Below are 23,705 nucleotides of genomic sequence, written 5' to 3' on the forward strand. Positions count from 1 at the left end.
GTGCCTAGTACTTGCGTTCCATCGGCTGGTAGTTCGTGATGACCACGGGCTTCGTGTCGAGCCGGATGTGGTCGCCTGCGAGCGACGAGTGCGCGTCACCGGAGAGGTACGCCATCGTGTGCACCAGGTATTTCTCGTCGTCACGGGTCGGGTAGTCCTCGCGGAAGTGCCCGCCGCGGCTCTCCTTGCGCGACATGGCGGAGTACACGACGACCTCCGCGAGGTCGAGCAGGAAGCCGAGCTCGATGGCCTCGAGCAGGTCGGTGTTGAACCGCTTGCCCTTGTCCTGCACGCCGATGTTCTTGTACCGCTCGCGCAGGTCCGCTATCACGTGGGTGACCTCGGTCAGCGTCTCCTCGGTCCGGAACACCTGGGCGTTGCGGTCCATCGAGTCCTGCAGCTCCTTGCGCAGCACCGCGAGGCGCTCCGTGCCGTTCGAGGCGCGGGCGTTCTCCACCATGTCGATGACCCAGGCGGCCGGGTTCGGGGGCAGCGGCACCCAGTCCGCCGTCTGCACGTACTCCGCGGCATTGTTGCCCGCGCGCTTGCCGAACACGTTGATGTCGAGCAGGGAGTTCGTGCCCAGACGGTTGGAGCCGTGCACCGAGACGCATGCGCACTCGCCCGCGGCGTAAAGGCCGGGAACAACGGTCGTGTTGTCGGCGAGCACCTCGGCCCGCACGTTCGTGGGGATGCCGCCCATCGCGTAGTGCGCCGTGGGCAGCACGGGCACGGGCTCGGTATACGGCTCGACGCCGAGGTAGGTGCGCGCGAACTCGGTGATGTCCGGAAGCTTCGCGTCGATCACCGCCGGGTCGAGGTGGGTGATGTCGAGGTAGACGTAATCCTTGTTCGGTCCGCCGCCGCGGCCCTCGCGGATCTCGGTCGCCATGCAGCGCGCGACGATGTCGCGGGGGGCGAGGTCCTTGATCGTGGGCGCGTAGCGCTCCATGAAGCGCTCGCCCTCGCTGTTGCGGAGGATCGCGCCCTCGCCTCGGGCGGCCTCCGACAGCAGGATGCCGAGGCCGGCCAGGCCGGTCGGGTGGAACTGGAAGAACTCCATGTCCTCGAGCGGGAGGCCCTTGCGCCAGATGATGCCGACGCCGTCACCGGTGAGGGTGTGCGCGTTCGACGTCGTCTTGTAGATCTTGCCGAAGCCGCCGGTCGCGAAGACCACGGCCTTCGCCTGGAAGACGTGGATCTCGCCGGACGCGAGGTCGTAGGCGACGACGCCCGCGGGGCGCTTCTGCCCGTCGACCTCGGTCATGACCAGGTCGAGCACGTAGAACTCGTTGAAGAAGTTGATGCCGAACTTGACGCAGTTCTGGTACAGCGTCTGCAGGATCATGTGACCCGTGCGGTCCGCGGCGTAGCAGGCCCGGCGCACGGGCGTCTTGCCGTGCTCGGCCGTGTGCCCGCCGAAGCGGCGCTGGTCGATCTTGCCGTCTGGTGTGCGGTTGAAGGGCAGGCCCATGTTCTCGAGGTCGATGACCGCGTCGATGGCCTCCTTCGCGAGGATCTCGGCCGCATCCTGGTCGACGAGGTAGTCGCCGCCCTTCACCGTGTCGAAGGTGTGCCACTCCCAGCTGTCCTCCTCGACGTTCGCGAGGGCCGCGGCCATGCCGCCCTGCGCCGCGCCCGTGTGGGAGCGGGTCGGGTAGAGCTTCGAGATGACCGCGGTCTTCGCCTTCGGTCCGGCCTCGATGGCCGCGCGCATGCCGGCGCCGCCTGCGCCAACGATGACGATGTCGAACTGGTGGTAGTGGACGCCGTCGACGACGGTGCTGTCAGATTCCGTTGGCATTGTTTCTTTCTTGGCTCCGGCCGTCACGGCACGGGGCAGAACGAGGGGAGCAGGTCGGCGCTGGCGCCGGCCGGGCACGGGTCGAACGTGAAGATGACCAGCGTGCCGAGCAGAAGCAGCACGGCGGTCGACCCGGCCAGTGCGAACTTCAGAACCTTGTTGACGGTCGGGTTGGCCGCGTAGTCGTTGACGAGCGTGCGCATGCCGTTCGCGCCGTGGATGAGCGCCAGCCACAGCATGGCGAAGTCCCAGATCATCCAGAACGGGCTCGCGTACTTCCCCGCGACGAAGGCGAAGTCGATGGCCTTCACGCCCTCGCCGACCACGAGGTTCACGATCAGGTGGCCGAAGATCAGCACGACGAGCAGCGCGCCCGACACGCGCATGTACAGCCAGCCCCACTTCTCCCAGTTGACGCCGCCGGTGCGGCGGGGAGCGCGCGGAGAATCGATGGTGACCGACATGACTACACAGCCCCTTCGCTGAAGACGTTGATGAGGTGCCGCGGCGTGAAGCCGATCATCAGCACGAGCCAGACCCCGATCACGACGTAGAACATCGCGCGGTGGTACTTCGTGCCGAGCTGCCAGAAGTCGATCAGGATGATCCGCAGGCCGTTGAGCGCGTGGAAGAGGATCGCGCCGACCAGGCCGAGCTCACCGATGCCCATGATCGGGTTCTTGTACGTGCCGATGACGGCGTTGTAGGCCTCGGGGCTGACTCGAATCAGAGCCGTGTCGAGCAGGTGCACGAGGAGGAAGAAGTAGATGGCAACGCCGGTGATGCGGTGCAGTACCCAGGACCACATGCCCTCGCGGCCGCGGTAGAGAGTTCCCCCAGGAACGCGTCGCGGCTGTGCTGCACGGGTCCCTGTCGTCTTGACTGACACGAACTCACCCTCCTGATCGTCCGCGACGCCGTTATCGGCGGCCGCACGCACGGTGTGCAGAAATCAGTCTACGTCGCGTTAAGGGGAGCACCGTTCAGGGGGCAGGCGTTGGAGCCCGGGGTAATGCTGTTGGGGGGAAATGCCCAGGAAAGCGGTGCTCAGGAGGGAAAAACGGGGCGGTGGGAGGGGGCGTTTCGCCGGGTGGCCGGCCCGGCGGGGAGCCGGACCGGAAGCGGGATCAGAGGGAGGCGGACGGCACGGCCTGGCGCCCGCGGATCGCGGCGGTGTAGTGGCCGACGAGCTCGTCGCAGAGCACGTCCCAGGTGCGGGTGCGCACCTTGCGACGGCCGGCCTCGCCCATCCGGCGGCGCAGCTCCGCGTCCTCGACCAGCGTCGCGACGCCTGCCCGGAGCTGGGCATCCGCGTCCGCCGGGTCGAACAGGAGCCCGTCGACGCCGTGCGCGACGAGGTCGATGGGGCCACCGGCGGCGGGTGCGACCACCGGCACCCCGCTCGCGTGCGCCTCCTGCAGCGTCTGCCCGAAGGTCTCCTCGGTGCCGGTGTGCACGAACAGGTCGAGCGCCGCGTACGCCTCGGCGAGATTCGTGCCCGACCGCTGGCCGAGCCAGGCGACCGGCATGCCGCGCAGGGAGCGCTCGAGGGTCGCCCGTGACGACCCCTCGCCGACGACCGCGATCGTGATGCCGCGGAGCCCGCGCAGCGCGGAGAGGCGCTCCAGCTGCTTCTCGGGGGCGAGTCGGCCGACGTAGCCCACGACGACCTCGCCGAAGGGGGAGAGCCGCTGGCGCAGCTCGGCGGTGCCCGGGGCGGTGCGCCGGTTGGGGGTGAACAGGGCGGTGTCGACGCCGCGTCCCCACCGCGCGAGCCGCTGCACGCCCGCGGCCTCGAGGTCGTGCATGGCGGCGCTCGACGGGACGAGGGTCAGGTCGGCGTTCTCGTGCGCCCGCCGCACCATGCGCCAGGCGAGTCCGGTCGCCGCGGAGAGGCCGTGCCGCGCGGCGTATCGCGCCACGTCGGTCTGGTAGACCGCGACGCTCGGCACGCCGAGCCGCCTGGCGGCCGCGATACCCTGCGCGCCGAGCAGGAACGGCGACGCGGCGTGCACGACGTCGGGGACGAAGTCGGAGAGGATGCCCTGCAGGGCCGGCGTCGGCAGTCCGACCGGGAACCGGCGGTAGGCGAGCGCGGGGACCTCGTGCACCGGGAAACCCAGGTACTTGGCGGGCGCTCCCGCCGACGGGGTGATCACCAGGGCCTGGTGTCCCGACGCCCTCAGGTGATCGAGGACCCGGCAGACGCTCGTCGTGACGCCGTTGACGGTGGGAAGGAAGCTTTCCGTGATGACCGCTACTCGCACGCTTCGAACGCTAGGCGCGCGGTGTTGCGCGCCGACGGCGGCGAGGTGAACCACGGCTGAACGGCCCGATGCGCCTTCGGGGTTCGAGCGCGGGTACGCCGCTATCGTGGGGCCATGTCCGACCCCAGCGCACCCATCGACCGTTTCTACAGCGTGATCCCGGCCGGTGGGGTGGGCTCGAGGCTGTGGCCGCTGTCCCGCGCCGACGCGCCGAAGTTCCTGCACGACCTCACGGGATCCGGCCAGACCCTGCTGCGGGACACCTGGGACCGGCTCGCCCCCATCTCGGGCGAGCAGCGGATCATGGTCGTGACGGGCCGCGCGCACCGCGCCGCCGTAGAGGCGCAGCTGCCCGAGCTCGCCGACCCGAACGTCGTGCTCGAGAGCGAGGGCCGGGAGTCCACGGCCGCCATCTGCCTCGCCGCCGCCATCCTGCAGCGGCGCGAGCCCGGCGTCATCATCGGCTCGTTCGCCGCCGACCACGTCATCCCCGACCACGAGCTGTTCGCCGCGGCCGTCGCGGAGGCGGTGCGGGCCGCGGAGGCCGGGTTCATCGCGACCATCGGCATCCGGCCGACCGAGCCCGCCATCGGCTTCGGCTACATCGAGACGGGCGAGCCGCTCGCGATCGACGGCGCCCCCTCCGCCCGCAGCGTGCGCAAGTTCGTGGAGAAGCCCAGCCTGCACACGGCGAAGAAGTACCTGGAGAGCGGCTCCTTCCTCTGGAACGCCGGCATGTTCATCGCCCGTGCGGACCGGCTGCTCGAGGAGCTCGGCAAGACCGAGCCGGAGATGCTCGCCGGGATCCTCGAGCTCGCCGAAGCCTGGGACACCCCGCGCCGCGGGGCGGTCGTCGACCGCATCTGGCCGAACCTGAAGAAGGTCGCGATCGACTACTCCATAGCGGAGCCCGCCGCGAAGGCCGGCGCGCTCGCCGTGATCCCTGGCCGCTTCCGCTGGGACGACGTCGGCGACTTCGCGTCGGTGCGCAAGATGCAGTCCGGCGGCCGCACGTCGGACCTCGTGATCCTCGGCGCCGACGCCCGCATCCTCTCCGACGCCTCGAGCGGCATCGTCGTCAGCCAGTCGAAGCGCGTGATCAGCCTGGTCGGCGTTAAGGACATCGTGGTGGTGGACACCCCGGACGCGCTCCTCGTCACCACGACGGCGAACGCCCAGCGCGTGAAGTCCGTGGTCGACGCGCTGAAGCTGAACGGCAGCGACGACGTCCTCTGACCACCGCGCCGGCACGCGGTGACGCGTTCCCGACCCCGCGGCTGATCCCCCTCCGCGCGGCTGACCCTCCTGTGCGCCTGCCCCTCCTGTGCCCCTGCCCAGGCAGCGGCATCCTGCCCAGGTAGAAGCTGGGCAGGATGCTCCTGCCTGGGCAGGGGAGGTAACGAACGGGTAACAACGGCCGCCGGGGTGTTCCCGGGATCGACGGGGCGGAGCCGCCGCTGGCTAATGTCCGAGCATGCCTACTCCCGCTTACCCTGTCTCCGGCCGGCCCTCGGCCCGTCGCGCCGCCCGCACGCGATCGGGCGCCGTCGCCCTCGCCTCCGCCCTCCTCCTCGCCGGCTGCGCGTCCGCGCCGGAGGATGAGCCCGCCGCGGGCGGGGACACCGCACCCGACTACTGCGCCCGCATGGTCACGAACTCCGGCGGCCTCGAGGACCGCTCGTTCAACCAGTCGAGCTGGGCCGGCCTCGAGCAGGCCCAGGAGGAGCTCGGGATCGAGGCCGAGGTCCTCGTCTCCACGAGCGAGGCCGACCTCGGGCCGAACGTCACCCAGGCGGTGGAGACCGGCTGCGACTTCGTGCTCACCGTCGGCTTCGAGCTCGCGACCGCGACCGAGGAGGCCGCCGCGGACAACCCCGACGTGCACTTCGCCATCGTGGACGAGGTCGTCACCGCCGAGAACGTGAAGCCCATCGTGTTCGACACGGCGCAGGCCTCCTACCTCGCCGGATACCTCGCGGCCGGCGTCTCGAAGACGGGCAAGGTCGCCACCTTCGGCGGCGGCAACCAGCCCCCCGTGACCCTGTTCATGGACGGCTTCGTCGATGGCGTCGCGAAGTACAACGAGGTGCACGGCACCGCGGTCCAGGCCCTCGGCTGGGACAAGGTCGCGCAGGACGGCACGTTCACCGGCGACTTCGAGGACGTGTCGAAGGGCAAGACGACCACGGAGAACCTCATCGACCAGGGCGCGGACGTGATCCTGCCGGTCGCCGGTCAGGTGGGTGAGGGCGCGGCCGCCGCGGTGCTCGAGTCCGGCTCCGCGTCGCTCATCTGGGTCGACAACGACGGCTACGAGACGCTCCCGGAGGAGTACCGGCCGATCGTGCTCACCAGCGTGCTCAAGAACACCGGCGACGCCGTGGTCTCCATCGTGTCCGACGACGTGGACGGCACGTTCGACAGCGAGCCGTTCGTCGGCACCCTCGAGAACGGCGGCGTCGACATCGCCGAGTTCCACGACCTGGCGGGCTCGGTTCCCGCGGAGCTGTCCGCCGAGATCGACGGCCTGCGCGACGACATCATCGCGGGTGAGATCACCGTGGAGTCGCCCTCTACCCCGTGATCCACCCCGTGTGTCGCCCGCGTTTCCGGCAGTTCGCAAGTTGGTAACAACTGCGGCGAGGCGGCCCCCGCGCGTCGGGGGGCCGCGAGCCGTCTGGCTAGCATGAAGGCACGTATGCCCGCGCTCGGTGCGGGCACCATCTTGGAGGACATCTTGACAATCACCACCCGTAAGGCCTCGCTCAGCGGCCTTGCCACCCTCGGCGTGGTCGCCCTGCTCGCCGGATGCGCCCAGGCGCCCGAGGAGAGCGACGGCGGCGCGGCGGCTCCCGCGGACAACGACTTCCTGCCCTGCATGGTGTCGGACTCCGGCGGGTTCAACGACGCCTCGTTCAACCAGCTCGGCAAGGCCGGCCTCGACGAGGCCGCGGAGGAGCTCGGCGTCGAGGCCAACGCGGTGCAGTCCGACGCGGAGACCGACTTCGGCCCGAACCTCACCAACCTGGTGAACCAGGGCTGCAGCATCATCGTGACGGTGGGCTTCCTGCTCGCCGACGCGACCAAGGCCGCGGCCGAGGAGAACCCCGACGTCAACTTCGCCATCATCGACGACGCGTCCATCGACGCCGACAACGTCAAGCCCCTCACGTTCAACACCTCGGAGGCGGCCTTCCTCGCCGGCTACGCGGCGGCGAGCTACAGCAAGACGGGCACCGTCGGCACCTTCGGCGGCCTCCAGATCCCGACCGTCACCATCTTCATGGACGGCTTCGCGGACGGCGTCGCGTACTTCAACGAGCAGAAGGGCAAGGACGTCAAGGTCATCGGCTGGGACGTCGCGTCGCAGACCGGCTCCTTCACGGGTGGCTTCGCCCAGGGCGTCGAGGCGAAGACCGCCGCGCAGACCCTGATCGACCAGAACGCCGACGTGATCCTTCCCGTCGGTGGCCCGATCTTCCTGAGCGCCGGCGAGGCCATCCGCGACGCGGGTAAGGAGATCGCGCTGATCGGTGTCGACGCCGACGCGTACGAGACCGCGCCCGACCTGAAGGACCTGTTCCTCACGTCCATCCTCAAGGGCATCCAGGTCGGCGTCTCCGACGTCGTCTCTGCCGCCGGTGAGGGCGAGTTCTCCGCCGAGCCGTACGTCGGCACGCTCGAGAACGACGGCGTCGGCCTCGCGCCGTTCCACGACTTCGAGTCGAAGGTGGACCCGGCGCTGAGCGGCGAGCTCGACACCATCAAGCAGGGGATCATCGCCGGTGACATCACGGTGGAGTCCCCCTCCGCCCTGCAGTAGTACCCATCCGCGGCGTCCCGGACGCCGCACCGACGGGAGGGGGGCCAGCGCTGCTGGCTCCCCTCTCCGTTCGTCCGCCCTGTGACAACATCCTTCCGCCCTGGCCCTCTCCGCCCTGGCCCCCGCCCTGGCCCGCTCCTCCTCCCGCCGAGACGAATCGGCCGCCGGAGCCCGAGACATTAGATTGATCGCATGAAACTCGAACTCCGAGGCATCACGAAGAGGTTCGGCGCCCTCGTCGCGAACGACCACATCGACCTCGTGGTCGAGCCGGGGGAGATCCACTGCCTGCTCGGTGAGAACGGCGCGGGCAAGTCGACCCTGATGAACGTGCTCTACGGCCTCTACCACGCCGAGGAGGGCGAGATCCTGCTGGACGACGTCGTCCAGCACTTCGCCGGTCCGGGTGACGCCATGGCCGCGGGCATCGGCATGGTGCACCAGCACTTCATGCTCATCCCCGTGTTCACCGTCGCCGAGAACGTGATGCTCGGCCACGAGGAGACCCGCTTCGGTGGCCGGCTCGACCTCGCCGGGGCCCGCGCGAAGGTGCGCGAGATCTCCGCCCGGTTCGGCTTCGACGTCGATCCCGACGCCCTCGTTGACGACCTGCCGGTCGGCGTGCAGCAGCGCGTCGAGATCATCAAGGCCCTGTCGCGCGACGCGAAGGTGCTCGTGTTCGACGAGCCGACAGCGGTGCTCACGCCGCAGGAGACCGACGAGCTGATGGCCATCATGCGCCAGCTCAAGGCCGGCGGCACGTCCATCGTCTTCATCACGCACAAGCTGCGCGAGGTGCGCGAGGTCGCGGACCGCATCACGGTGATCCGGCACGGCAAGGTGGTGGGCGAGGCCCAGCCGACCGCGACGAACGCCGAGCTCGCCTCCCTCATGGTCGGCCGCGCCGTCGAGCTCACGGTGCAGAAGAGCCCGGCGCAGCCGGGCGACCGTGCCCTCGTCGTCGAGAACCTGTCCGTGCTCGACGCGAACGGGCACCGGGTCGTCGACTCGGTGAGCCTCGACGTGCGGGCGGGCGAGATCCTCGCCATCGCCGGGGTGCAGGGCAACGGCCAGACCGAGCTGACCGAGGCCATCCTCGGCCTCCAGCCGCACGTCACCGGCACCATCACGCTCGACGGCAGGAGCCTGCGCGGAGCGAGCGTGCGGGACGTGCTCGACTCCGGCGTGGGCTTCGTGCCCGAGGACCGCAACGAGGACGGCCTCGTCGGCGCGTTCACCATCGCGGAGAACCTGATGCTCGACCGCAGCGAGGGCGCGCCCTTCGTGCGCGGCGGCACGCTGCAGCTCGGCGCCGTGCAGCGCTTCGCCGAGGAGAAGTCCGCCGAGTTCGACGTGCGCTCGCAGGGGGTCGGCACCCCCGTGGGCCGGCTGTCCGGCGGCAACCAGCAGAAGGTCGTGCTCGCCCGCGAGCTGAGCCGCGAGCTGCGCCTGTTCGTCGCCGCCCAGCCCACCCGCGGCATCGACGTCGGGTCCATCGAGTTCGTGCACAAGCGCATCGTTGCCACCCGCGACGAGGGCATCCCCGTCATCGTGGTGTCCACCGAGCTCGACGAGGTCGTCGCGCTCGCCGACCGCATCGCCGTCATGTACCGCGGCGGCATCGTCGGCATCGTTCCCGGCTCGACGTCGCGCGACGTGCTGGGACTCATGATGGCGGGCGAGGCCCCCACCGATCACGCGGCGACCGCCGCCGAGGGAGTTGCCCGATGACAGACAGCCAGCTCCCGGGCCCGCTCGCGCCCGGCCGACCGGAGACGCTCGTCGCCGAGCCGGCACCGCCCGGCCGCGGCGACGACGGACAGCAGCGCTCGCGCTGGGACACCGCCCTCCGCGACATCCTCGGCGGCAGCGCCATGATCTCGGTGCTCGCCGTGCTCGTCGCGCTCGTCGTCGGCGCCGTGCTCATCGCCTTCACCGACGAGCGCGTGCAGGAGACCGCCGGGTACTTCTTCTCCCGCCCGTCCGACATGCTGAGCGCGGTGTGGGACTCGGTCTCCGGCGCGTACTCGGCCCTGTTCCAGGGCTCGGTCTACAACTTCCGCCGCCCCGGCTTCGCCAACGGCATCCGGCCGCTCATGGAGACGCTGACCTTCGCCACCCCGCTGATCGCGGCCGGCCTCGGCGTCGCCCTCGCGTTCCGCGTGGGCCTGTTCAACATCGGCGCGCGCGGCCAGATGCTCATCGCCGCGGCCTGCGCCGGCTGGGTGGGCTTCGGCCTGCAGCTTCCGCCGGTCATCCACCTGCTCGTCGCGGTCGGGGCCGGAATCCTCGGCGGCGCGCTGTGGGGCGGCATCGTCGGTCTGCTCAAGGCGCGCACCGGTGCCCACGAGGTGATCGTGACGATCATGCTCAACTACGTCGCCTTCTACCTGATCTCCTACCTGCTGCGCACCCCGGGCGCGCTGCAGGCGCCGGGCTCGAACAACCCGAAGACCCCGGCCATGGCCGACACCGCCGTGTTCCCGCTGCTCTTCGGGCCGCAGTACAGCGTCCACGCCGGCTTCCTCTTCGTCGTCGTCGCGACCGTGTTCATCTGGTACCTGCTGAACCGCTCGAGCCTCGGCTTCCGGTTCCGCGCCGTGGGCGAGAACCCCAGCGCGGCGCGCGTCGCGGGCATCGACGTGAAGAACTCGTACCTCTACGCGATGCTGCTCTCCGGCGGGCTCGCCGGCCTGGCGGGCGCGTCGCAGGTGCTCGGCACCGTGACGACGGGCTTCAGCGCGGGCATCGACGCCGGCATCGGCTTCGACGCCATCACGGTCGCCCTGCTCGGCCGCTCCAAGCCGTGGGGCGTCTTCGCCGCGGGCATTCTGTTCGGCGCGTTCAAGGCCGGCGGCTTCTCCATGCAGGCCGCCGAGGGCGTGCCCATCGACATCGTGGTGGTCGTCCAGTCGCTCATCGTTCTGTTCATCGCGGCCCCGCCGCTCGTGCGTGCCATGTTCCGGCTGCCCACGCCGGGCACGGGACGCACGCGGGCGCGCATCGGCGCCGGAAAGGCCGAGGTGGCGAAGTGACCGCGACGAGCACCGCGCGACCCGTCGAGGCCGGCGCCGCCGACCGCGTCGCCGTCCGCAGCTACAAAGCCCCGATCGCCTACGGCATCTTCACGCTGATCGCCCTCGTGCTCTTCGTGGTCCTGGGCCGCGACGGCACGTCGACCTTCGGTCTGTCCACGAACGCCGACCTCGTGCAGCTGGCGCCCGTCTCCCTGCCCACGCGGATTACCGGCATCGTCGTGACGGTCCTGCTCGCCGTGATTGCCGTGTTCGCGTTCACGCTGGCGCGGGCGGCGCGGCGGATCCCCCTCTGGCTCACCGTGGTGTTCGGCGTGCTCTTCCTCGTCGCGTTCCTGACCTGGGCCTCGGCGAACCAGACCATCCCCGTGCCCGGCCTGCTGATCGGAACCGTGAGCCTCAGCGCGCCGCTCATCTTCGGCGCGCTCGGCGGCGTGCTCTCCGAGCGCGTCGGCGTGGTCAACGTGGCGATCGAGGGTCAGCTGCTCGCCGGCGCATTCGTGTCGGCCATGGTCGCGTCGATCACGAACCAGCCGCTCATCGGCGTGCTCGCCGCCATGGTCGCGGGCATGCTCGTGTCGTTCGTGCTCGCGGCGTTCGCGATCAAGTACCTGGTCGACCAGGTGATCGTCGGCGTCGTGCTCAACGTGCTCGTCACCGGCCTCACGAGCTTCCTCTACGCGCAGGTGCTCGTGCCGAACTCGCAGGCGCTCAACTCGCCGCCGCGGTTCCCGCGCATCCCGATCCCGCTGCTCAGCGACATCCCGATCCTCGGGCCCGTGCTGTTCCGGCAGACGATCATCATCTACGTCATGTACGTGGCCGTCGCGCTCGTCTACTTTGGCCTGTTCCACACCCGCTGGGGTCTCCGGCTCCGCGCCGTGGGCGAGCACCCGACCGCCGCGGACACCGTCGGCATCAAAGTCGCCGCGACCCGGTTCTGGAACGTCTCGCTCGCCGGGGCCATCGCGGGCATCGGCGGCGCCTTCTTCACGCTCGGCTCCGTCGGCTCCTTCAACAAGGAGATGACGGCGGGCGCCGGCTTCATCGCGCTCGCGGCCGTGATCTTCGGCCGGTGGGACCCGCTGCGCGCGACCCTCGCCGCGCTGCTGTTCGGCTTCGCCAGCAACCTGCAGAACGTGCTCGGCGTCATCGGCTCGCCGGTGCCCAGCGAGTTCATGCTGATGCTGCCCTACGTCGTGACGATCTTCGCCGTCGCAGGACTCGTCGGCCAGGTCCGCGGTCCCGCCGCGGCCGGCAAACCCTACGTGAAAGGCTGACCATGTCAGAGCAACAGCCCCCCTCCTCGGGCGGCATCGACTGGGGCTCGCTCCGCGAGGCCGCCCTCAAGGCGATGGAGAAGGCGTACGTCCCCTACTCCAAGTTCCCCGTCGGCGTTGCGGCCATCGTCACGGACGGCCGGATCATCGCCGGCTGCAACGTGGAGAACGCCTCCTACGGCCTCACCCTCTGCGCCGAGTGCGCCCTCGTCTCGACGCTGCACCTGACCGGCGGCGGTCAGCTCGTCGCGTTCACCTGCGTGGACGGCGACGGCAACACGCTCATGCCCTGCGGGCGCTGCCGCCAGCTGCTGTTCGAGCACGCCGTCCCCGGCATGCTGCTCGAGACGGTCTCGGGCATCCGAACCATCGACGAGGTGCTGCCCGACGCGTTCGGCCCCCGCACCCTCTCCGCGTACGGGGAGAGGTAGTGAGCGACACGGTCGAGGCGTTCGACGCCGTCGACCTCATCCGCACCAAGCGCGACCGCGGAGAGCTCTCCACGGAGCAGATCCGCTGGTTGATCGACGCGTACACGCGCGGCTACGTGGGCGACGAGCAGATGGCCGCCATGGCCATGGCGATCCTGCTGAACGGCATGGAGCGCCGCGAGATCCGCGACCTCACCCTCGCCATGATCGCGAGCGGCGAGACCATGAGCTTCGACACACTCGGCAAGCCGACGGTGGACAAGCACTCGACGGGCGGCGTCGGCGACAAGATCACGCTGCCGCTCATGCCCCTCGTCGCATCCTTCGGCGTCGCCGTCCCGCAGCTGTCCGGCCGTGGCCTGGGCCACACCGGCGGCACCCTCGACAAGCTCGAGAGCATCCCGGGCTGGCGCGCGGAGCTCTCCAACGAGGAGATGTTCGAGCAGCTGCGCGTGCACTCCGGCGTCATCTGCGCCGCCGGGGCGGGCCTCGCGCCCGCGGACAAGCGCCTGTACGCGCTGCGCGACACCACGGGCACCGTCGAGGCCATCCCGCTCATCGCGTCGTCGATCATGAGCAAGAAGATCGCGGAGGGCACGGGAGCGCTCGTGCTCGACGTGAAGTTCGGCTCGGGCGCCTTCATGCAGGACATCGAGAAGTCCCGCGAGCTCGCCCGCACCATGGTCGATCTCGGCACCGACGCGGGCGTCACCACGACGGCGCTGCTCACGAACATGAATGTGCCGCTCGGTCTCGCCATCGGCAACGCGAACGAGGTGCGCGAGTCCGTCGAGGTGCTCGCGGGCGGCGGACCCGCGGATGTCGTGGAGCTCACCATCGCGCTCGCCCGGGAGATGCTCGCCGCGGCGGGGCAGCCGGACGCCGACGTCGAGGCGGCGCTCGCCGACGGGCGCGCCATGGACTCGTGGCGGGCCATCATCGCGGCGCAGGGCGGCGACCCCGACGCGGCGCTGCCCGTCGCGCGAGAGACCCACACCGTCCTCGCCGACCGCGCGGGCGTGCTCGTGGAGCAGCAGGCGCTGCCCTTCGGCATCGCCGCGTGGCGCCTCGGCGCCGGCCGCGCCCGCAAGCAGGATCCCGTGCAGCACGCGGCGGGCATCGACCTGCACGCCAAGCCGGGCGACCGCGTGGCGGAGGGTCAGCCGTTGTTCACGCTGTCCGCGGACGAGCCCGCCCGTTTCGCGCGGGCGCTCGACGCGCTGGAGGGCGCGTACCGGATCGGCGACGAGGGCGAGGCCGTGCAGAACGGCGGCCCGCTCATCGCCGACCGCATCGCCTAGCGTCCCGGCGTCCCGTCCCGGGGTCCGCGGAGCACGCAACACAGGCTCCTCCACAGGCGGCCGCGCGGTAGCGCGCGGACCGGATCCCCCGGACCCTGTGAGGGAGCCTGTGTTGCGCGGGGTGTGTCTCAGGAGCGTCCCTTCGACAGGCTGAGGGACCGTAATGGGGATGGAGTCCATGAGATCCAGCGGGCACTCCGACGCAATTCAGCAGATCTGGCCTACTGCTCGACCTAATTCAGCAGATTCCTCGCCGTCGTCGGCGTGTCAGGGCGATCAAGCGGCGTGTCGCTCGGGATTTGCTGAGTTGTGTCGGTGGCTCGCCGGATTCTGCTGAGTTACGTCGGTGGCCGGTCGAGAGTCCGCTGCAGCGCGGTGCTGCCGCGCGGTCAGGGGCGGGAGTCGCCGATGCGCTCCAGGGCGTCCACCAGGAGGTCCCAGAGACGGGGCGCGTCGATGCCGGTGGCCACCGAGGTCGTGCAGGAGGTCAGCGCCTCCTCGTCGGCCAGGACGAAGGGCCGCAGGTCCACGACGGTCATGCCGCGGGTGAGCGTGCCGGTGAGCTCCACGTCGATCGGCGCGCGCTGCACCTGGAGCACGGCGCGGTCGATGACGTACGCCACGGCGCAGGCGTCGTGCACGGGCGGGCTCGGGAAGTCCTGGGTGTCGCGGTAGGCGCCGCCGTAGAACTCGAGCATGTCGAGCACGAACCGGGCGGGCGCCGTGCCGAGGGCCGCGATCCGCTCCTGCACCGCCCGGTCGGCGAGAGCCCGGTGCGTGACGTCGAGCCCCACCATGGTCACCGGCCAGTCCTGCGCGAACACGATCTGCGCCGCCTCCGGGTCGATGGCGATGTTGAACTCGGCCGTCGGCGTCAGGTTGCCCGGCCCGTACGCGCCGCCCATCAGCACGACCTCCCGGACCCGCTCGACGATCCGCGGCTCCTTCCGGGCGGCCAGGGCGATGTTGGTGAGCCCGCCCACGGGCACGAGCGTCACCGTGCCGGGGTCCGCGGCGAGCACGGTGTCGATGATGAGGTCCACCGCGTGCCTGCCGTCGAGGTCGAAGGATGCGGGCGGCAGCGCCGGCCCGTCGAGCCCGGACTCGCCGTGGATGCCGGGCGCCGTCTCCCCGTGGCCGAGCAGCGGCCGGTCGCAGCCCGCGGCGAACGGCACGCCCGTGATGCCCGCGACGGTCGCGATGGCGAGCGCGTTACGGGTGACGTTCGGCAGGCTGGAGTTGCCGACGACGGTGGTGACGGCGACGAGATCGACGCCGGGATTCCCGTGCGCGAGGAGCAGGGCGATCGCGTCGTCGTGGCCGGGGTCGCAGTCCAGGATGATCTTCGGTCGCACGGGTGCCGGTCCTTCCCTGCCCGCCGGACGGGAGAGCGGGCGGGGACGACCCTAGTAGGTTGGAGGCATGAACTCCGCTCCGGAAGACTTCCTGCTCGCGGGCGGCAGCGCCAACATCACGGCCCTGCCGAAGGTCTCGCTCCACGATCACCTCGACGGCGGGCTTCGGCCGCAGACCATCATCGAGCTCGCGGACGACGCGGGCATCGAGCTCCCCGCGACGGATCCCGACGCGCTCGCCGACTGGTTCGCGGACCAGGCGGACTCCGGCTCGCTCGTGGACTACCTGAAGACGTTCGACGTGACCATCTCCGTCATGCAGACGGAGGAGGGCCTCGCCCGGGTCGCGCGCGAGTTCGTGCAGGACCTCGGGAAGGACGGCGTCGTCTACGGCGAGATCCGCTGGGCGCCCGAGCAGCACCTGACCCGCGGCCTCACGCTCGATCAGGTGGTCGACGCGGTGCAGGACGGCATCGAGGCGGGCATCGACGACGTGCGTCACGCGGGCGGCCGCATCCGCATCGGGCAGCTGGTCAGCGCCATGCGGCACCTCGACCGCGGCCGCGAGATCGCCGAGCTCGCGGTGCGTCACCGCGACGCCGGCGTCGTGGGCTTCGACATCGCCGGACCCGAGGCGGGCTTCCCGCCGTCCCGGCTGCAGGACGCGTTCGACCTCCTGGCCGCCGAGTTCTTCCCCCGCACCGTGCACGCGGGCGAGGCCGACGGGCTGGACAGCATCCGCAGCGCCCTCATCGACGCCCGTGCCCAGCGCCTCGGCCACGGCGTGCGGATCGCCCAGGACGTGTTCCTGGAGCGCGAGGACGACGAGAACACGTTCGTGTCGCTCGGCCCGCTCGCCCAGTGGGTGCGCGACCAGCAGATCGCGCTCGAGCTCTCCCCGAGCTCCAACCTGCAGACCGGTGCGATCGAGGCCTGGGGCGACGAGCTCGTCGACCACCCGTTCGACGTGCTCTATCAGCTCGGCTTCCGGGTGACGGTGAACACGGACAACCGACTCATGAGCGATACGTCGCTCAGCCAGGAGCTCGCGCTGCTGAGCGACGCGTTCGCCTACGACCTCTCCGACCTGCAGACGTTCCAGCTCAACGCGGCCGACGCGGCTTTCCTGCCGCTCGAGGACCGCGAGGAGCTCGCGGACATCATCACCGAGGGCTTCGACCGCGCCTAGGCGCGTTAGACATCTTCCAAGCGAGGGTTGAGAGACTTCAGGACGTGCTTCCTCCCCTTCCCCAGAACGCGATCACCATCGGCGCGCAGGCCGACGACTGGAGGGGCGCGGTGCGCCTGGCGGGTGATGCCCTCGCCCGTTCCGGCGCGGCGACGCCAGCGTTCGCGGAGGAGATGATCCGGGTGATCGAGGAGTTCGGCCCCTACGTCGTCATCGCCCCGGGCCTCGCCCTCGCGCACGCCCGGCCCGGTCCCGAGACGCTCGCCGACGGGCTCTCCGTCGTGACCCTCGCGACCCCCGTCTCCTTCGGTCACGCGCACAACGACCCGGTGAGCGTCGTGCTCGGCCTGTCCGCGACGAACTCGGACGGTCACATCGCCGGCGTCGCGGGGCTCGCCAACGTCTTCAACGACGCGGGCGCGATCTCGCGCCTCGCGGCCGCGACGAGCGCCGACGAGGTGCTCGCCATCATGAAGCAGGGTGAGAGGGAATCATGAAGATCGTGGCCATCTGCGGCGTCGGGGTGGGAACGTCGGCCATCCTCAAGGTGAACGCGGAGCGCGCGCTCGCCCGCCTGGGACTCGAGGCGGACGTGACCGCGTCGGACGCCGCGAACGTGCAGGTCGCCGCCGAGGACGCGCAGGTCATCCTGTCGTCGCCCGAGCTCGTGAGCCGCATCGGCAAGACCTTCGCCGACATCGTCGTCATCGAGAACTACTTCGACGTCGACGAGATCGCCGAGAAACTGCAGAAGGCCATCGGCTGACTCAGCCCGCATTCGCTGACGACGAGTTGGCCCTCTCGGGGCTCCGACTCGCGATCGAATCAGCGGATGGGCGGTTCAGCCCGCGATGAGGGCGTGCACGCTCCGGCTCAGCTCCGCGACCACGCCGCGTGCGGCGTCGCGGCGCTCGTCCGCGCTCCCCGTCGTGCTGTGCGCGTCGATGTAGACCTTCACCTTCGGCTCGGTGCCGCTCGGCCGGACGATGACGCGTGCGCCGCCCTCCAGCCAGAAGCGGAGCACGTCGCTCGGCGGTAGATCGCCGAAGCCCTGGCTCAGGTCGTCGACGCGCTCGACCGCGATGCTGCCGATGCGGCGGGGCGGGTTCGACCGGAGCCGCTCCATGGTGCGCGGGATGTCGGCGAGGTCGGTCACGCGCACTGACACCTGGTCCGACGCGAAGTGCCCGAACCGCTCGGCGAACTCGCGGTCGTAGGAGTCGATGGTGCGGCCCTCCGACTTGAGCAGCAGCGCGCCCTCGAGAGCGGCGACCGCTGCGGAGATGCCGTCCTTGTCGCTCACCTTCCACGGGTCGACGAGGTAGCCGAGCGCCTCCTCGTAGCCGTAAATGAGGTCCGGCACGCGGGAGATCCACTTGAAGCCGGTCAGCGTCTCGGCGAAGCCGAAGCCGAAGTCCCGCGCGATGGCGGCGAGGGCGGGGGACGAGACGATCGACGACGCGAAGGTTCCGGTCTTGCCCTCGCGGCGGTAGCGCTCGGCGATGCCGAGGCCGAGGAGGGTGCCGATCTCATTGCCGCTGAGCCGCCGCCACGCGCCGTGGTCGTCGACGATGGCGACGGCGAGGCGGTCCGCGTCGGGGTCGTTCGCGAGGATCAGCTCGGCGCCCGACTCGATCGCCTTGGCGAACGCGAGGTCGAGCGCGCCCGGCTCCTCCGGGTTGGGGAACTCGACGGTCGGGAACGTCGGGTCCGGCTCGAGCTGCTCCTCGACCAGGATGGGCGCGTTGACCCCGGCGGCCTCGAACACCCGCCGGGCCACGTCCCAGCCGACGCCGTGCATCGGCGTGTAGACGAAGCGGATGGGGGAGACGGGCGCCTCGAGGATGGACGCGGTGAGGCTCACGTACTCGTCGACGACGCTCTCGTCGGCGACCGTGTAGTCGGTGGAGCGGGGCAGCGTCGCGACGCTGCGCTCGGCGGCGACCTTGGCGATGAACGCCGCGATGTCGCGGTCGGCGGGGGAGACGATCTGAGAGCCGCCGTCCGCTCCGCCGAGGTAGACCTTGTAGCCGTTGTCCTTCGCGGGGTTGTGCGACGCCGTGACCATGACGCCCGCGTCCACCCCGAGGTGCCGCACGGCGAACGCGAGGACGGGTGTCGGCAGCATCCGGGGCAGCAGGATGGCGCGCACGCCGGCTCCGGCCATGATCTCCGCCGTGTCCCTCGCGAAGATCTCGGAGTTCTTCCGCACGTCGTAGCCGATGACGATGGACGGGCGGGGGCTGCGGTTGCGCAGGTAGTCGGCGAAGCCCGCTGCGGCCTGCGCCACGAGCACCCGGTTCATCCGGTTCGACCCGGCGCCGAGGGAGCCGCGGAGCCCCGCCGTGCCGAACTGCAGGCGCGCGTCGAAGCGGTCGCGCAGGTCGGCGACGGCGGCGTCCCTGGCGTCACCGGATCCGCTGGTCGCGGCCTCCAGCAGCGCGCGGAGCTCCGCGCGCGTCTCCTCGTCCGGGTCCTGGTCGAGCCAGGCATTCGCCGCGGCGAGCAGCGCCTCGTCCAGCGCGGGGCGGCTCACAGCGCGCCCACGATCCGGGCGAGCAGGTCGCCGAGGCGCCCCTCGGCCTCGCGGCCCGCCTCGAGCACCTCCTGGTGGCTGAGCGGGGTCTTCTGGATGCCGGCGGCGAGGTTGGTCACGAGCGACATGCCGAGCACCTCCATGCCTGCCTCGCGCGCGGCGATGGCCTCGAGCGCCGTGGACATGCCCACGATGTGGCCGCCGATGGCCTTCGCGTACTGCACCTCGGCGGGCGTCTCGTAGTGCGGACCGCGGAACTGGCAGTAGACGCCCTCGTCGAGGTCCGGGTCCACGCCGTGCGCGATCCCGCGCAGCCGGGCGGAGTACAGGTCGGTCAGGTCGATGAAGGTCGCGCCCTCGAGCGGCGAGTCCGCCGTCAGGTTGATGTGGTCGCTGATCAGCACGGGGGTGCCCGGCGTCCAGTGCTCCTTGATGCCGCCCGCGCCGTTGGTGAGGACCATGACCTTCGCGCCGGTCGCGGCCGCGGTGCGCACGGAGTGCGCGACCCGGCGGACCCCGTGGCCCTCGTAGTAGTGCGTGCGGGCGCCGATCACCAGCGCGTGCGCGCCGCTGGCGAGCCGGATGCTGCGGAGGGTGCCGACGTGGCCGGACAGGGCGGGCGCCGAGAAGCCGACGATCTCCGTGGCGGGGACCGTGGCGACCGTCTCGCCCAGCAGGTCGGCCGCTTTGCCCCAGCCGCTGCCGAGGGTGAGAGCGATGTCGTGCCGCTCCACCCCGGTCGCCTCCGCGATCTGCGCTGCGGCCTGCGCGGCGATCTCGAAGGGGCTGTTCTCTGGCACGTCGAGCGGATTCTGCGCGGTGAGCATCCACCGATTGTAGGGGCCGGAGGGTCGTGACCTGCCCGGTCACGGCGTCCTCTTTGGTGGGCACAGGCTTCTCGGGAGACAATGAGCCCCATGGCCTACGAGTTCGACACCCCGCAGAAGATCGCCGTCCTCGGTGGAGGTCCCGGAGGCTATGAGGCCGCCATAGCCGGGGCCCAGCTGGGCGCCGAGGTGACCCTGGTCGAGCGGGTCGGGGTGGGCGGCTCCGCGGTCATGACGGACGTCGTCCCGTCGAAGACCCTCATCGCCACCGCGGAGGCCACGAACTCCATCGGCGAGGCCGCCGATCTCGGGGTGCAGTTCTTCAGCCGGTCCGACGCATCGCACCGTCCGGTGCGGCCGGAGGTGGCCGTGAACCTCCGTGCCGTCAACCAGCGCCTCCTGCGCCTGGCGCGTCAGCAGTCCGAGGACCTGCGCGGCAGCCTCGTGCGCGCCGGCGTGCGCATCGTGCAGGGCGAGGGCCGCCTCGACGGCACCAACCGCATCATCGTGTCGACCGCGCGCGGCGCGACCGGCACGGACTTCGACGAAATCACCGCGGACACCATCGTGCTCGCGATGGGCGCCCGCCCGCGCGTGCTCGACTCCGCGAAGCCGGACGGCGAGCGCATCCTCACCTGGACGCAGCTCTACAACATGGAGGCGACGCCGGAGCATCTCATCGTCGTCGGCTCGGGCGTCACGGGCGCCGAGTTCGCGTCGGCGTACACCGCGCTCGGCTCGAAGGTGACGCTCATCTCCAGCCGCGACCAGGTGCTGCCCGGCGAGGACGCCGACGCGGCCGACCTCATCGAGGACGTGTTCAAGCGCAACGGCATGACCGTGCTCTCCAAGTCCCGCGCGGAGAGCGTCGTGAGCCGCGGCGACTCCGTCGTGGCCACGCTGACCGACGGCCGCACCGTCGAGGGCAGCCACTGCCTCATGGCCGTCGGCGCGGTGCCGAACACCGCGGGTATCGGCCTCGAGGAGGCCGGCGTGCAGCTGACCGACTCCGGGCACGTGCGCGTGAACCGGGTCGCCCGCACCTCGGTGTCGAACATCTACGCCGCCGGGGACTGCAGCACGTCGCTGCCGCTTGCATCCGTCGCGTCCATGCAGGGCCGGACCGCCGTCTACCACGCGATGGGCGACGCCGTGAACCCGACGGAGCTGCGCAACGTGACCTCGAACATCTTCACCCAACCGGAGATCGCGACGGTCGGCTGGTCGCAGAAGGACATCGAGGAGGGCATCGCCCAGGGCGAGATCTACAAGCTGCCCCTCGCGTCGAACCCGCGGGCCAAGATGCAGAACGTGAAGGACGGCTTCGTGAAGCTCTTCGCGCGCACCGGATCCGGCACGGTGATCGGCGGCGTGATCGTCGCCCCCCGCGCGTCCGAGCTGATCTTCTCGCTTGCGATCGCCGTGGAGCACCGCCTCACGGTCGACGAGGTGGCGCGCGCGTTTACGGTGTACCCGTCGCTCTCCGGCTCCATCTCGGACGCCGCGCGCGCGATGCACATCGTCAAGTAAGGGGGAGGCGGCGGGCCCGCTGCGCCGGTCCCTCGCCCTGTCGAGAGACAGCACTGGTCCTGAGTGCAATTCAGGAGACAAGCACTAGTCCTGAGCGCAATTCAGCAGATTCGGGCTCGAGGTCGGCGCGTCGGGTGCCAGGAACGGCGTGTCGCGCGGAATCTGCTGAATTGCGTCACCGCGGTTCCTGAATTGCGCACATCCTCCTGAATTGCGCACATCCTCCTGAATTGCGCACAGGCTGCTGAAGCGCGCACGGAACGGCGACGAAGAATCGGTCCCTGCGCCTGTCGAAGGGACGGGAGCGTGGGGGGAGCGTCCCTTCGACGAGCTCAGCGACCGTGTTCGACCGGCTTCACGCGCTGCGCATTGGTCGTAGAGTCTGTAGGCCTGAGACTGTCGGTCCCGGAGCCTGCGAAGGGACGGGAGCGTCCCTTCGACGAGCCCAGGACCGTGTTCGGCCGGCTGCTCGCGCGACGGAGCGGCGGGACGGGCGGACCGGATGCCACCCTAGGCGATCTCGAGGAGGACGTGGCCCGAGGAGACCGTCACGCCCACCTCGGCCGCCAGGTTCGCGATGGTGCCGTCGCGGTGGGCCGTCAGCGGCTGCTCCATCTTCATGGCCTCGAGCACGAGGATGAGGTCGCCCTTCACCACGGTGTCGCCGTCCGCGACCGCGACCTTCACGACCGTCGCCTGCATGGGCGACTTCACCGCGTTGCCGGATGCCGCCGTCGCGACGGATCCGCTGCCGCGCCGCCGGGGCGCGGGGGCGGCCGCGACGGCCGCTCCGCCGCCGCGGAACAGGTTCTGGGGGAGGGAGACCTCGACGCGCTTGCCGCCGACCTCCACAACGACGTCCTGGCGCTTGTCGGGTCCGGCGGCGGCGTCGCTGCCGAGCTCGCCCGTCCAGGGCTCGATCTCATTGACGTAATCGGTCTCGATCCAGCGCGTGTACACGGAGAAGGGGGAGCCGTTCGACGGCGCGAACGCCTCGTCGCGCACGACCGCGCGGTGGAACGGCAGCACGGTCGGCAGCCCCGCCACCTCGAACTCGTCGAGGGCGCGGCGGGAGCGCTCGAGCGCATCCGCGCGGCTGGCGCCGGTGACGATGAGCTTCGCGAGCAGGGAGTCGAACGCGCCGGAGATCACGTCGCCCGCCTGCACGCCGGAGTCGACGCGTACGCCGGGGCCGCCGGGCGCCTTGAACACGTGCACGGGGCCGGGCGCCGGGAAGAACCCGCGGCCCGCGTCCTCTCCGTTGATGCGGAACTCGAAGGAGTGGCCGCGGGGCTTCGGGTCCTCGTAGTCGAGCACGCCGCCCTCGGCGAGCCGGAACTGCTCGCGCACGAGGTCGATTCCGGTGACCTCTTCGCTCACCGGGTGCTCGACCTGCAGGCGGGTGTTCACCTCGAGGAACGACACGGTGCCGTCCTTGCCGATGAGGAACTCGCAGGTGCCGGCGCCGACGTAGCCGACCTCGCGCAGGATGGCCTTGGACGCGCGGTAGAGCTCGGCGTTCTGCTCGTCGGACAGGAAGGGCGCGGGCGCCTCCTCGACCAGCTTCTGGTGGCGGCGCTGCAGCGAGCAGTCGCGCGTCGACACGACGACGACGTTGCCGTGCGCGTCGGCGAGGCACTGGGTCTCGACGTGCCGGGGCTCGTCGAGGTACTTCTCCACGAAGCACTCGCCGCGGCCGAAGGCGGCGATGGCCTCACGGGTGGCCGACTCGAACTGCTCGGCGACCTCGTCGCGGGTACGGGCGACCTTCAGGCCGCGGCCGCCACCGCCGAACGCGGCCTTGATGGCCACGGGGAGGCCGTACTCGTCGACAAACTCGAGCACCTCCTCGGCGCCCGACACGGGGTTCAGGGTGCCCGGGGCGAGCGGCGCGCCGACGCGCTCCGCGACGTGCCGAGCGGTCACCTTGTCGCCCAGCTGTTCGATCGCCTCGGGGGAGGGGCCGATCCAGATGAGTCCCGCGGACTGCACGGCACGCGCGAAGTCGGCGTTCTCCGCGAGGAAGCCGTAGCCGGGGTGCACCGCGTCCGCGCCGGAGCGACGGGCGATGGACAGGATCTTCTCGATCACGAGGTAGGTCTCGGCGCTCGTGCTGCCGCCGAGGGCGTATGCCTCGTCGGCGAGGCGGGAGTGCATCGCGTCCCTGTCCTGGTCCGCGTAGACGGCGACGGAGCCGATCCCGCTGTCCCTGGCCGCTCGGATGACCCGGACGGCGATCTCGCCTCGGTTGGCGACCAGGACCTTGGTGATGCGCGACATGGAACCCAAGCCTAGGGGCGCGTCCGCGGGGGGATTTGAACCAGCCC

Annotated in this window: 20 protein-coding genes; 12 read left to right on the plus strand and 8 right to left on the minus strand. The window is 70.7% G+C overall.

Annotated features, from left to right (window positions below; translation table 11 throughout):
• Nucleotides 1-4 precede the first annotated feature (4 nt).
• From sdhA to DAI20_RS06535, 4 genes are all read right to left on the minus strand, one after another.
• Nucleotides 5-1,804, minus strand: a complete 1,800-nt coding sequence (gene sdhA / locus DAI20_RS06520) for a succinate dehydrogenase flavoprotein subunit (RefSeq protein WP_108249806.1) — start codon at nucleotides 1,802-1,804, stop codon at nucleotides 5-7.
• Nucleotides 1,805-1,827: 23 nt separating this feature from the next.
• A complete protein-coding gene (locus tag DAI20_RS06525; protein WP_108249807.1) occupies nucleotides 1,828-2,268 on the minus strand; it encodes a succinate dehydrogenase hydrophobic membrane anchor subunit in 441 nt (146 codons plus the stop codon).
• 2 nt (nucleotides 2,269-2,270) lie between these two features.
• Nucleotides 2,271-2,693 (minus strand): succinate dehydrogenase, cytochrome b556 subunit, encoded by a 423-nt coding sequence (sdhC, locus tag DAI20_RS06530; protein ID WP_108250532.1) that lies wholly within the window; start codon nucleotides 2,691-2,693, stop codon nucleotides 2,271-2,273.
• 238 nt (nucleotides 2,694-2,931) lie between these two features.
• Nucleotides 2,932-4,071, minus strand: a complete 1,140-nt coding sequence (locus tag DAI20_RS06535; RefSeq protein ID WP_108249808.1) for a glycosyltransferase family 4 protein — start codon at nucleotides 4,069-4,071, stop codon at nucleotides 2,932-2,934.
• Nucleotides 4,072-4,185: 114 nt separating this feature from the next.
• Between DAI20_RS06535 and DAI20_RS06540 the strand changes: the two genes are divergently transcribed.
• From DAI20_RS06540 to DAI20_RS06575, 8 genes are all read left to right on the plus strand, one after another.
• Nucleotides 4,186-5,307 carry a mannose-1-phosphate guanylyltransferase gene (locus DAI20_RS06540; RefSeq protein WP_108249809.1) on the plus strand — a complete coding sequence of 374 codons (1,122 nt, stop codon included), beginning with the start codon at nucleotides 4,186-4,188 and terminating at the stop codon, nucleotides 5,305-5,307.
• A gap of 238 nt (nucleotides 5,308-5,545) precedes the next feature.
• On the plus strand, nucleotides 5,546-6,655 hold the full coding sequence (locus DAI20_RS06545; protein ID WP_108249810.1) for a BMP family lipoprotein: 1,110 nt from the start codon (nucleotides 5,546-5,548) through the stop codon (nucleotides 6,653-6,655).
• A gap of 153 nt (nucleotides 6,656-6,808) precedes the next feature.
• Nucleotides 6,809-7,894: a BMP family lipoprotein gene (locus DAI20_RS06550; protein ID WP_108250533.1), complete on the plus strand. Its 1,086-nt coding sequence runs from the start codon at nucleotides 6,809-6,811 to the stop codon at nucleotides 7,892-7,894.
• A 192-nt stretch (nucleotides 7,895-8,086) separates the two neighbouring features.
• A complete protein-coding gene (locus tag DAI20_RS06555; protein ID WP_108249811.1) occupies nucleotides 8,087-9,625 on the plus strand; it encodes an ABC transporter ATP-binding protein in 1,539 nt (512 codons plus the stop codon).
• Nucleotides 9,622-10,929: an ABC transporter permease gene (locus DAI20_RS06560; RefSeq protein WP_108249812.1), complete on the plus strand. Its 1,308-nt coding sequence runs from the start codon at nucleotides 9,622-9,624 to the stop codon at nucleotides 10,927-10,929. Before DAI20_RS06555 ends, DAI20_RS06560 begins: the two co-directional genes overlap by 4 nt.
• Nucleotides 10,926-12,209, plus strand: coding sequence for an ABC transporter permease (locus DAI20_RS06565; protein WP_108249813.1), 1,284 nt, complete (start codon nucleotides 10,926-10,928; stop codon nucleotides 12,207-12,209). The genes DAI20_RS06560 and DAI20_RS06565 overlap by 4 nt, the downstream gene beginning before the upstream one ends.
• A gap of 2 nt (nucleotides 12,210-12,211) precedes the next feature.
• The gene (locus tag DAI20_RS06570) at nucleotides 12,212-12,640 is read left to right on the plus strand and encodes a cytidine deaminase (RefSeq protein WP_108249814.1); all 429 of its coding nucleotides are present in this window, start codon (nucleotides 12,212-12,214) and stop codon (nucleotides 12,638-12,640) included.
• The gene (locus tag DAI20_RS06575; protein WP_108249815.1) at nucleotides 12,640-13,941 is read left to right on the plus strand and encodes a thymidine phosphorylase; all 1,302 of its coding nucleotides are present in this window, start codon (nucleotides 12,640-12,642) and stop codon (nucleotides 13,939-13,941) included. The genes DAI20_RS06570 and DAI20_RS06575 overlap by 1 nt, the downstream gene beginning before the upstream one ends.
• A 389-nt stretch (nucleotides 13,942-14,330) precedes the next feature.
• Here DAI20_RS06575 and DAI20_RS06580 read toward each other — a convergent pair whose 3' ends face one another.
• A complete protein-coding gene (locus DAI20_RS06580; protein ID WP_108249816.1) occupies nucleotides 14,331-15,296 on the minus strand; it encodes a nucleoside hydrolase in 966 nt (321 codons plus the stop codon).
• 67 nt (nucleotides 15,297-15,363) lie between these two features.
• Between DAI20_RS06580 and DAI20_RS06585 the strand changes: the two genes are divergently transcribed.
• The 3 genes from DAI20_RS06585 to DAI20_RS06595 are packed head-to-tail and all read left to right on the plus strand — an operon-like array spanning nucleotide 15,364 to nucleotide 17,251.
• Nucleotides 15,364-16,485 (plus strand): adenosine deaminase, encoded by a 1,122-nt coding sequence (locus tag DAI20_RS06585; RefSeq protein WP_108249817.1) that lies wholly within the window; start codon nucleotides 15,364-15,366, stop codon nucleotides 16,483-16,485.
• Between the two features lie 44 nt (nucleotides 16,486-16,529).
• Entirely contained in the window at nucleotides 16,530-16,982 is a 453-nt protein-coding gene (locus DAI20_RS06590; RefSeq protein WP_108249818.1) for a PTS sugar transporter subunit IIA, read from the plus strand.
• Nucleotides 16,979-17,251 (plus strand): PTS sugar transporter subunit IIB, encoded by a 273-nt coding sequence (locus tag DAI20_RS06595; RefSeq protein ID WP_108249819.1) that lies wholly within the window; start codon nucleotides 16,979-16,981, stop codon nucleotides 17,249-17,251. The genes DAI20_RS06590 and DAI20_RS06595 overlap by 4 nt, the downstream gene beginning before the upstream one ends.
• Nucleotides 17,252-17,326: 75 nt before the next feature.
• Here the strand turns inward: DAI20_RS06595 and DAI20_RS06600 are convergent, their stop codons facing one another.
• Together DAI20_RS06600 and DAI20_RS06605 are read right to left on the minus strand one after the other, a co-directional pair.
• On the minus strand, nucleotides 17,327-19,021 hold the full coding sequence (locus tag DAI20_RS06600; protein ID WP_240605947.1) for a phospho-sugar mutase: 1,695 nt from the start codon (nucleotides 19,019-19,021) through the stop codon (nucleotides 17,327-17,329).
• Nucleotides 19,018-19,848, minus strand: a complete 831-nt coding sequence (locus DAI20_RS06605) for a purine-nucleoside phosphorylase (RefSeq protein ID WP_108249820.1) — start codon at nucleotides 19,846-19,848, stop codon at nucleotides 19,018-19,020. Before DAI20_RS06605 ends, DAI20_RS06600 begins: the two co-directional genes overlap by 4 nt.
• A gap of 90 nt (nucleotides 19,849-19,938) precedes the next feature.
• Between DAI20_RS06605 and DAI20_RS06610 the strand changes: the two genes are divergently transcribed.
• A complete protein-coding gene (locus DAI20_RS06610) occupies nucleotides 19,939-21,378 on the plus strand; it encodes an NAD(P)H-quinone dehydrogenase (RefSeq protein WP_108249821.1) in 1,440 nt (479 codons plus the stop codon).
• 510 nt (nucleotides 21,379-21,888) lie between these two features.
• On the opposite strand, the gene DAI20_RS06615 is transcribed toward DAI20_RS06610, so the two are convergent.
• Nucleotides 21,889-23,658, minus strand: a complete 1,770-nt coding sequence (locus DAI20_RS06615; protein WP_108249822.1) for an acetyl/propionyl/methylcrotonyl-CoA carboxylase subunit alpha — start codon at nucleotides 23,656-23,658, stop codon at nucleotides 21,889-21,891.
• Nucleotides 23,659-23,705 lie beyond the last annotated feature (47 nt).

It is taken from the genome of Planctomonas deserti, from assembly GCF_003067705.1.
GTDB lineage: Bacteria > Actinomycetota > Actinomycetes > Actinomycetales > Microbacteriaceae > Planctomonas > Planctomonas deserti.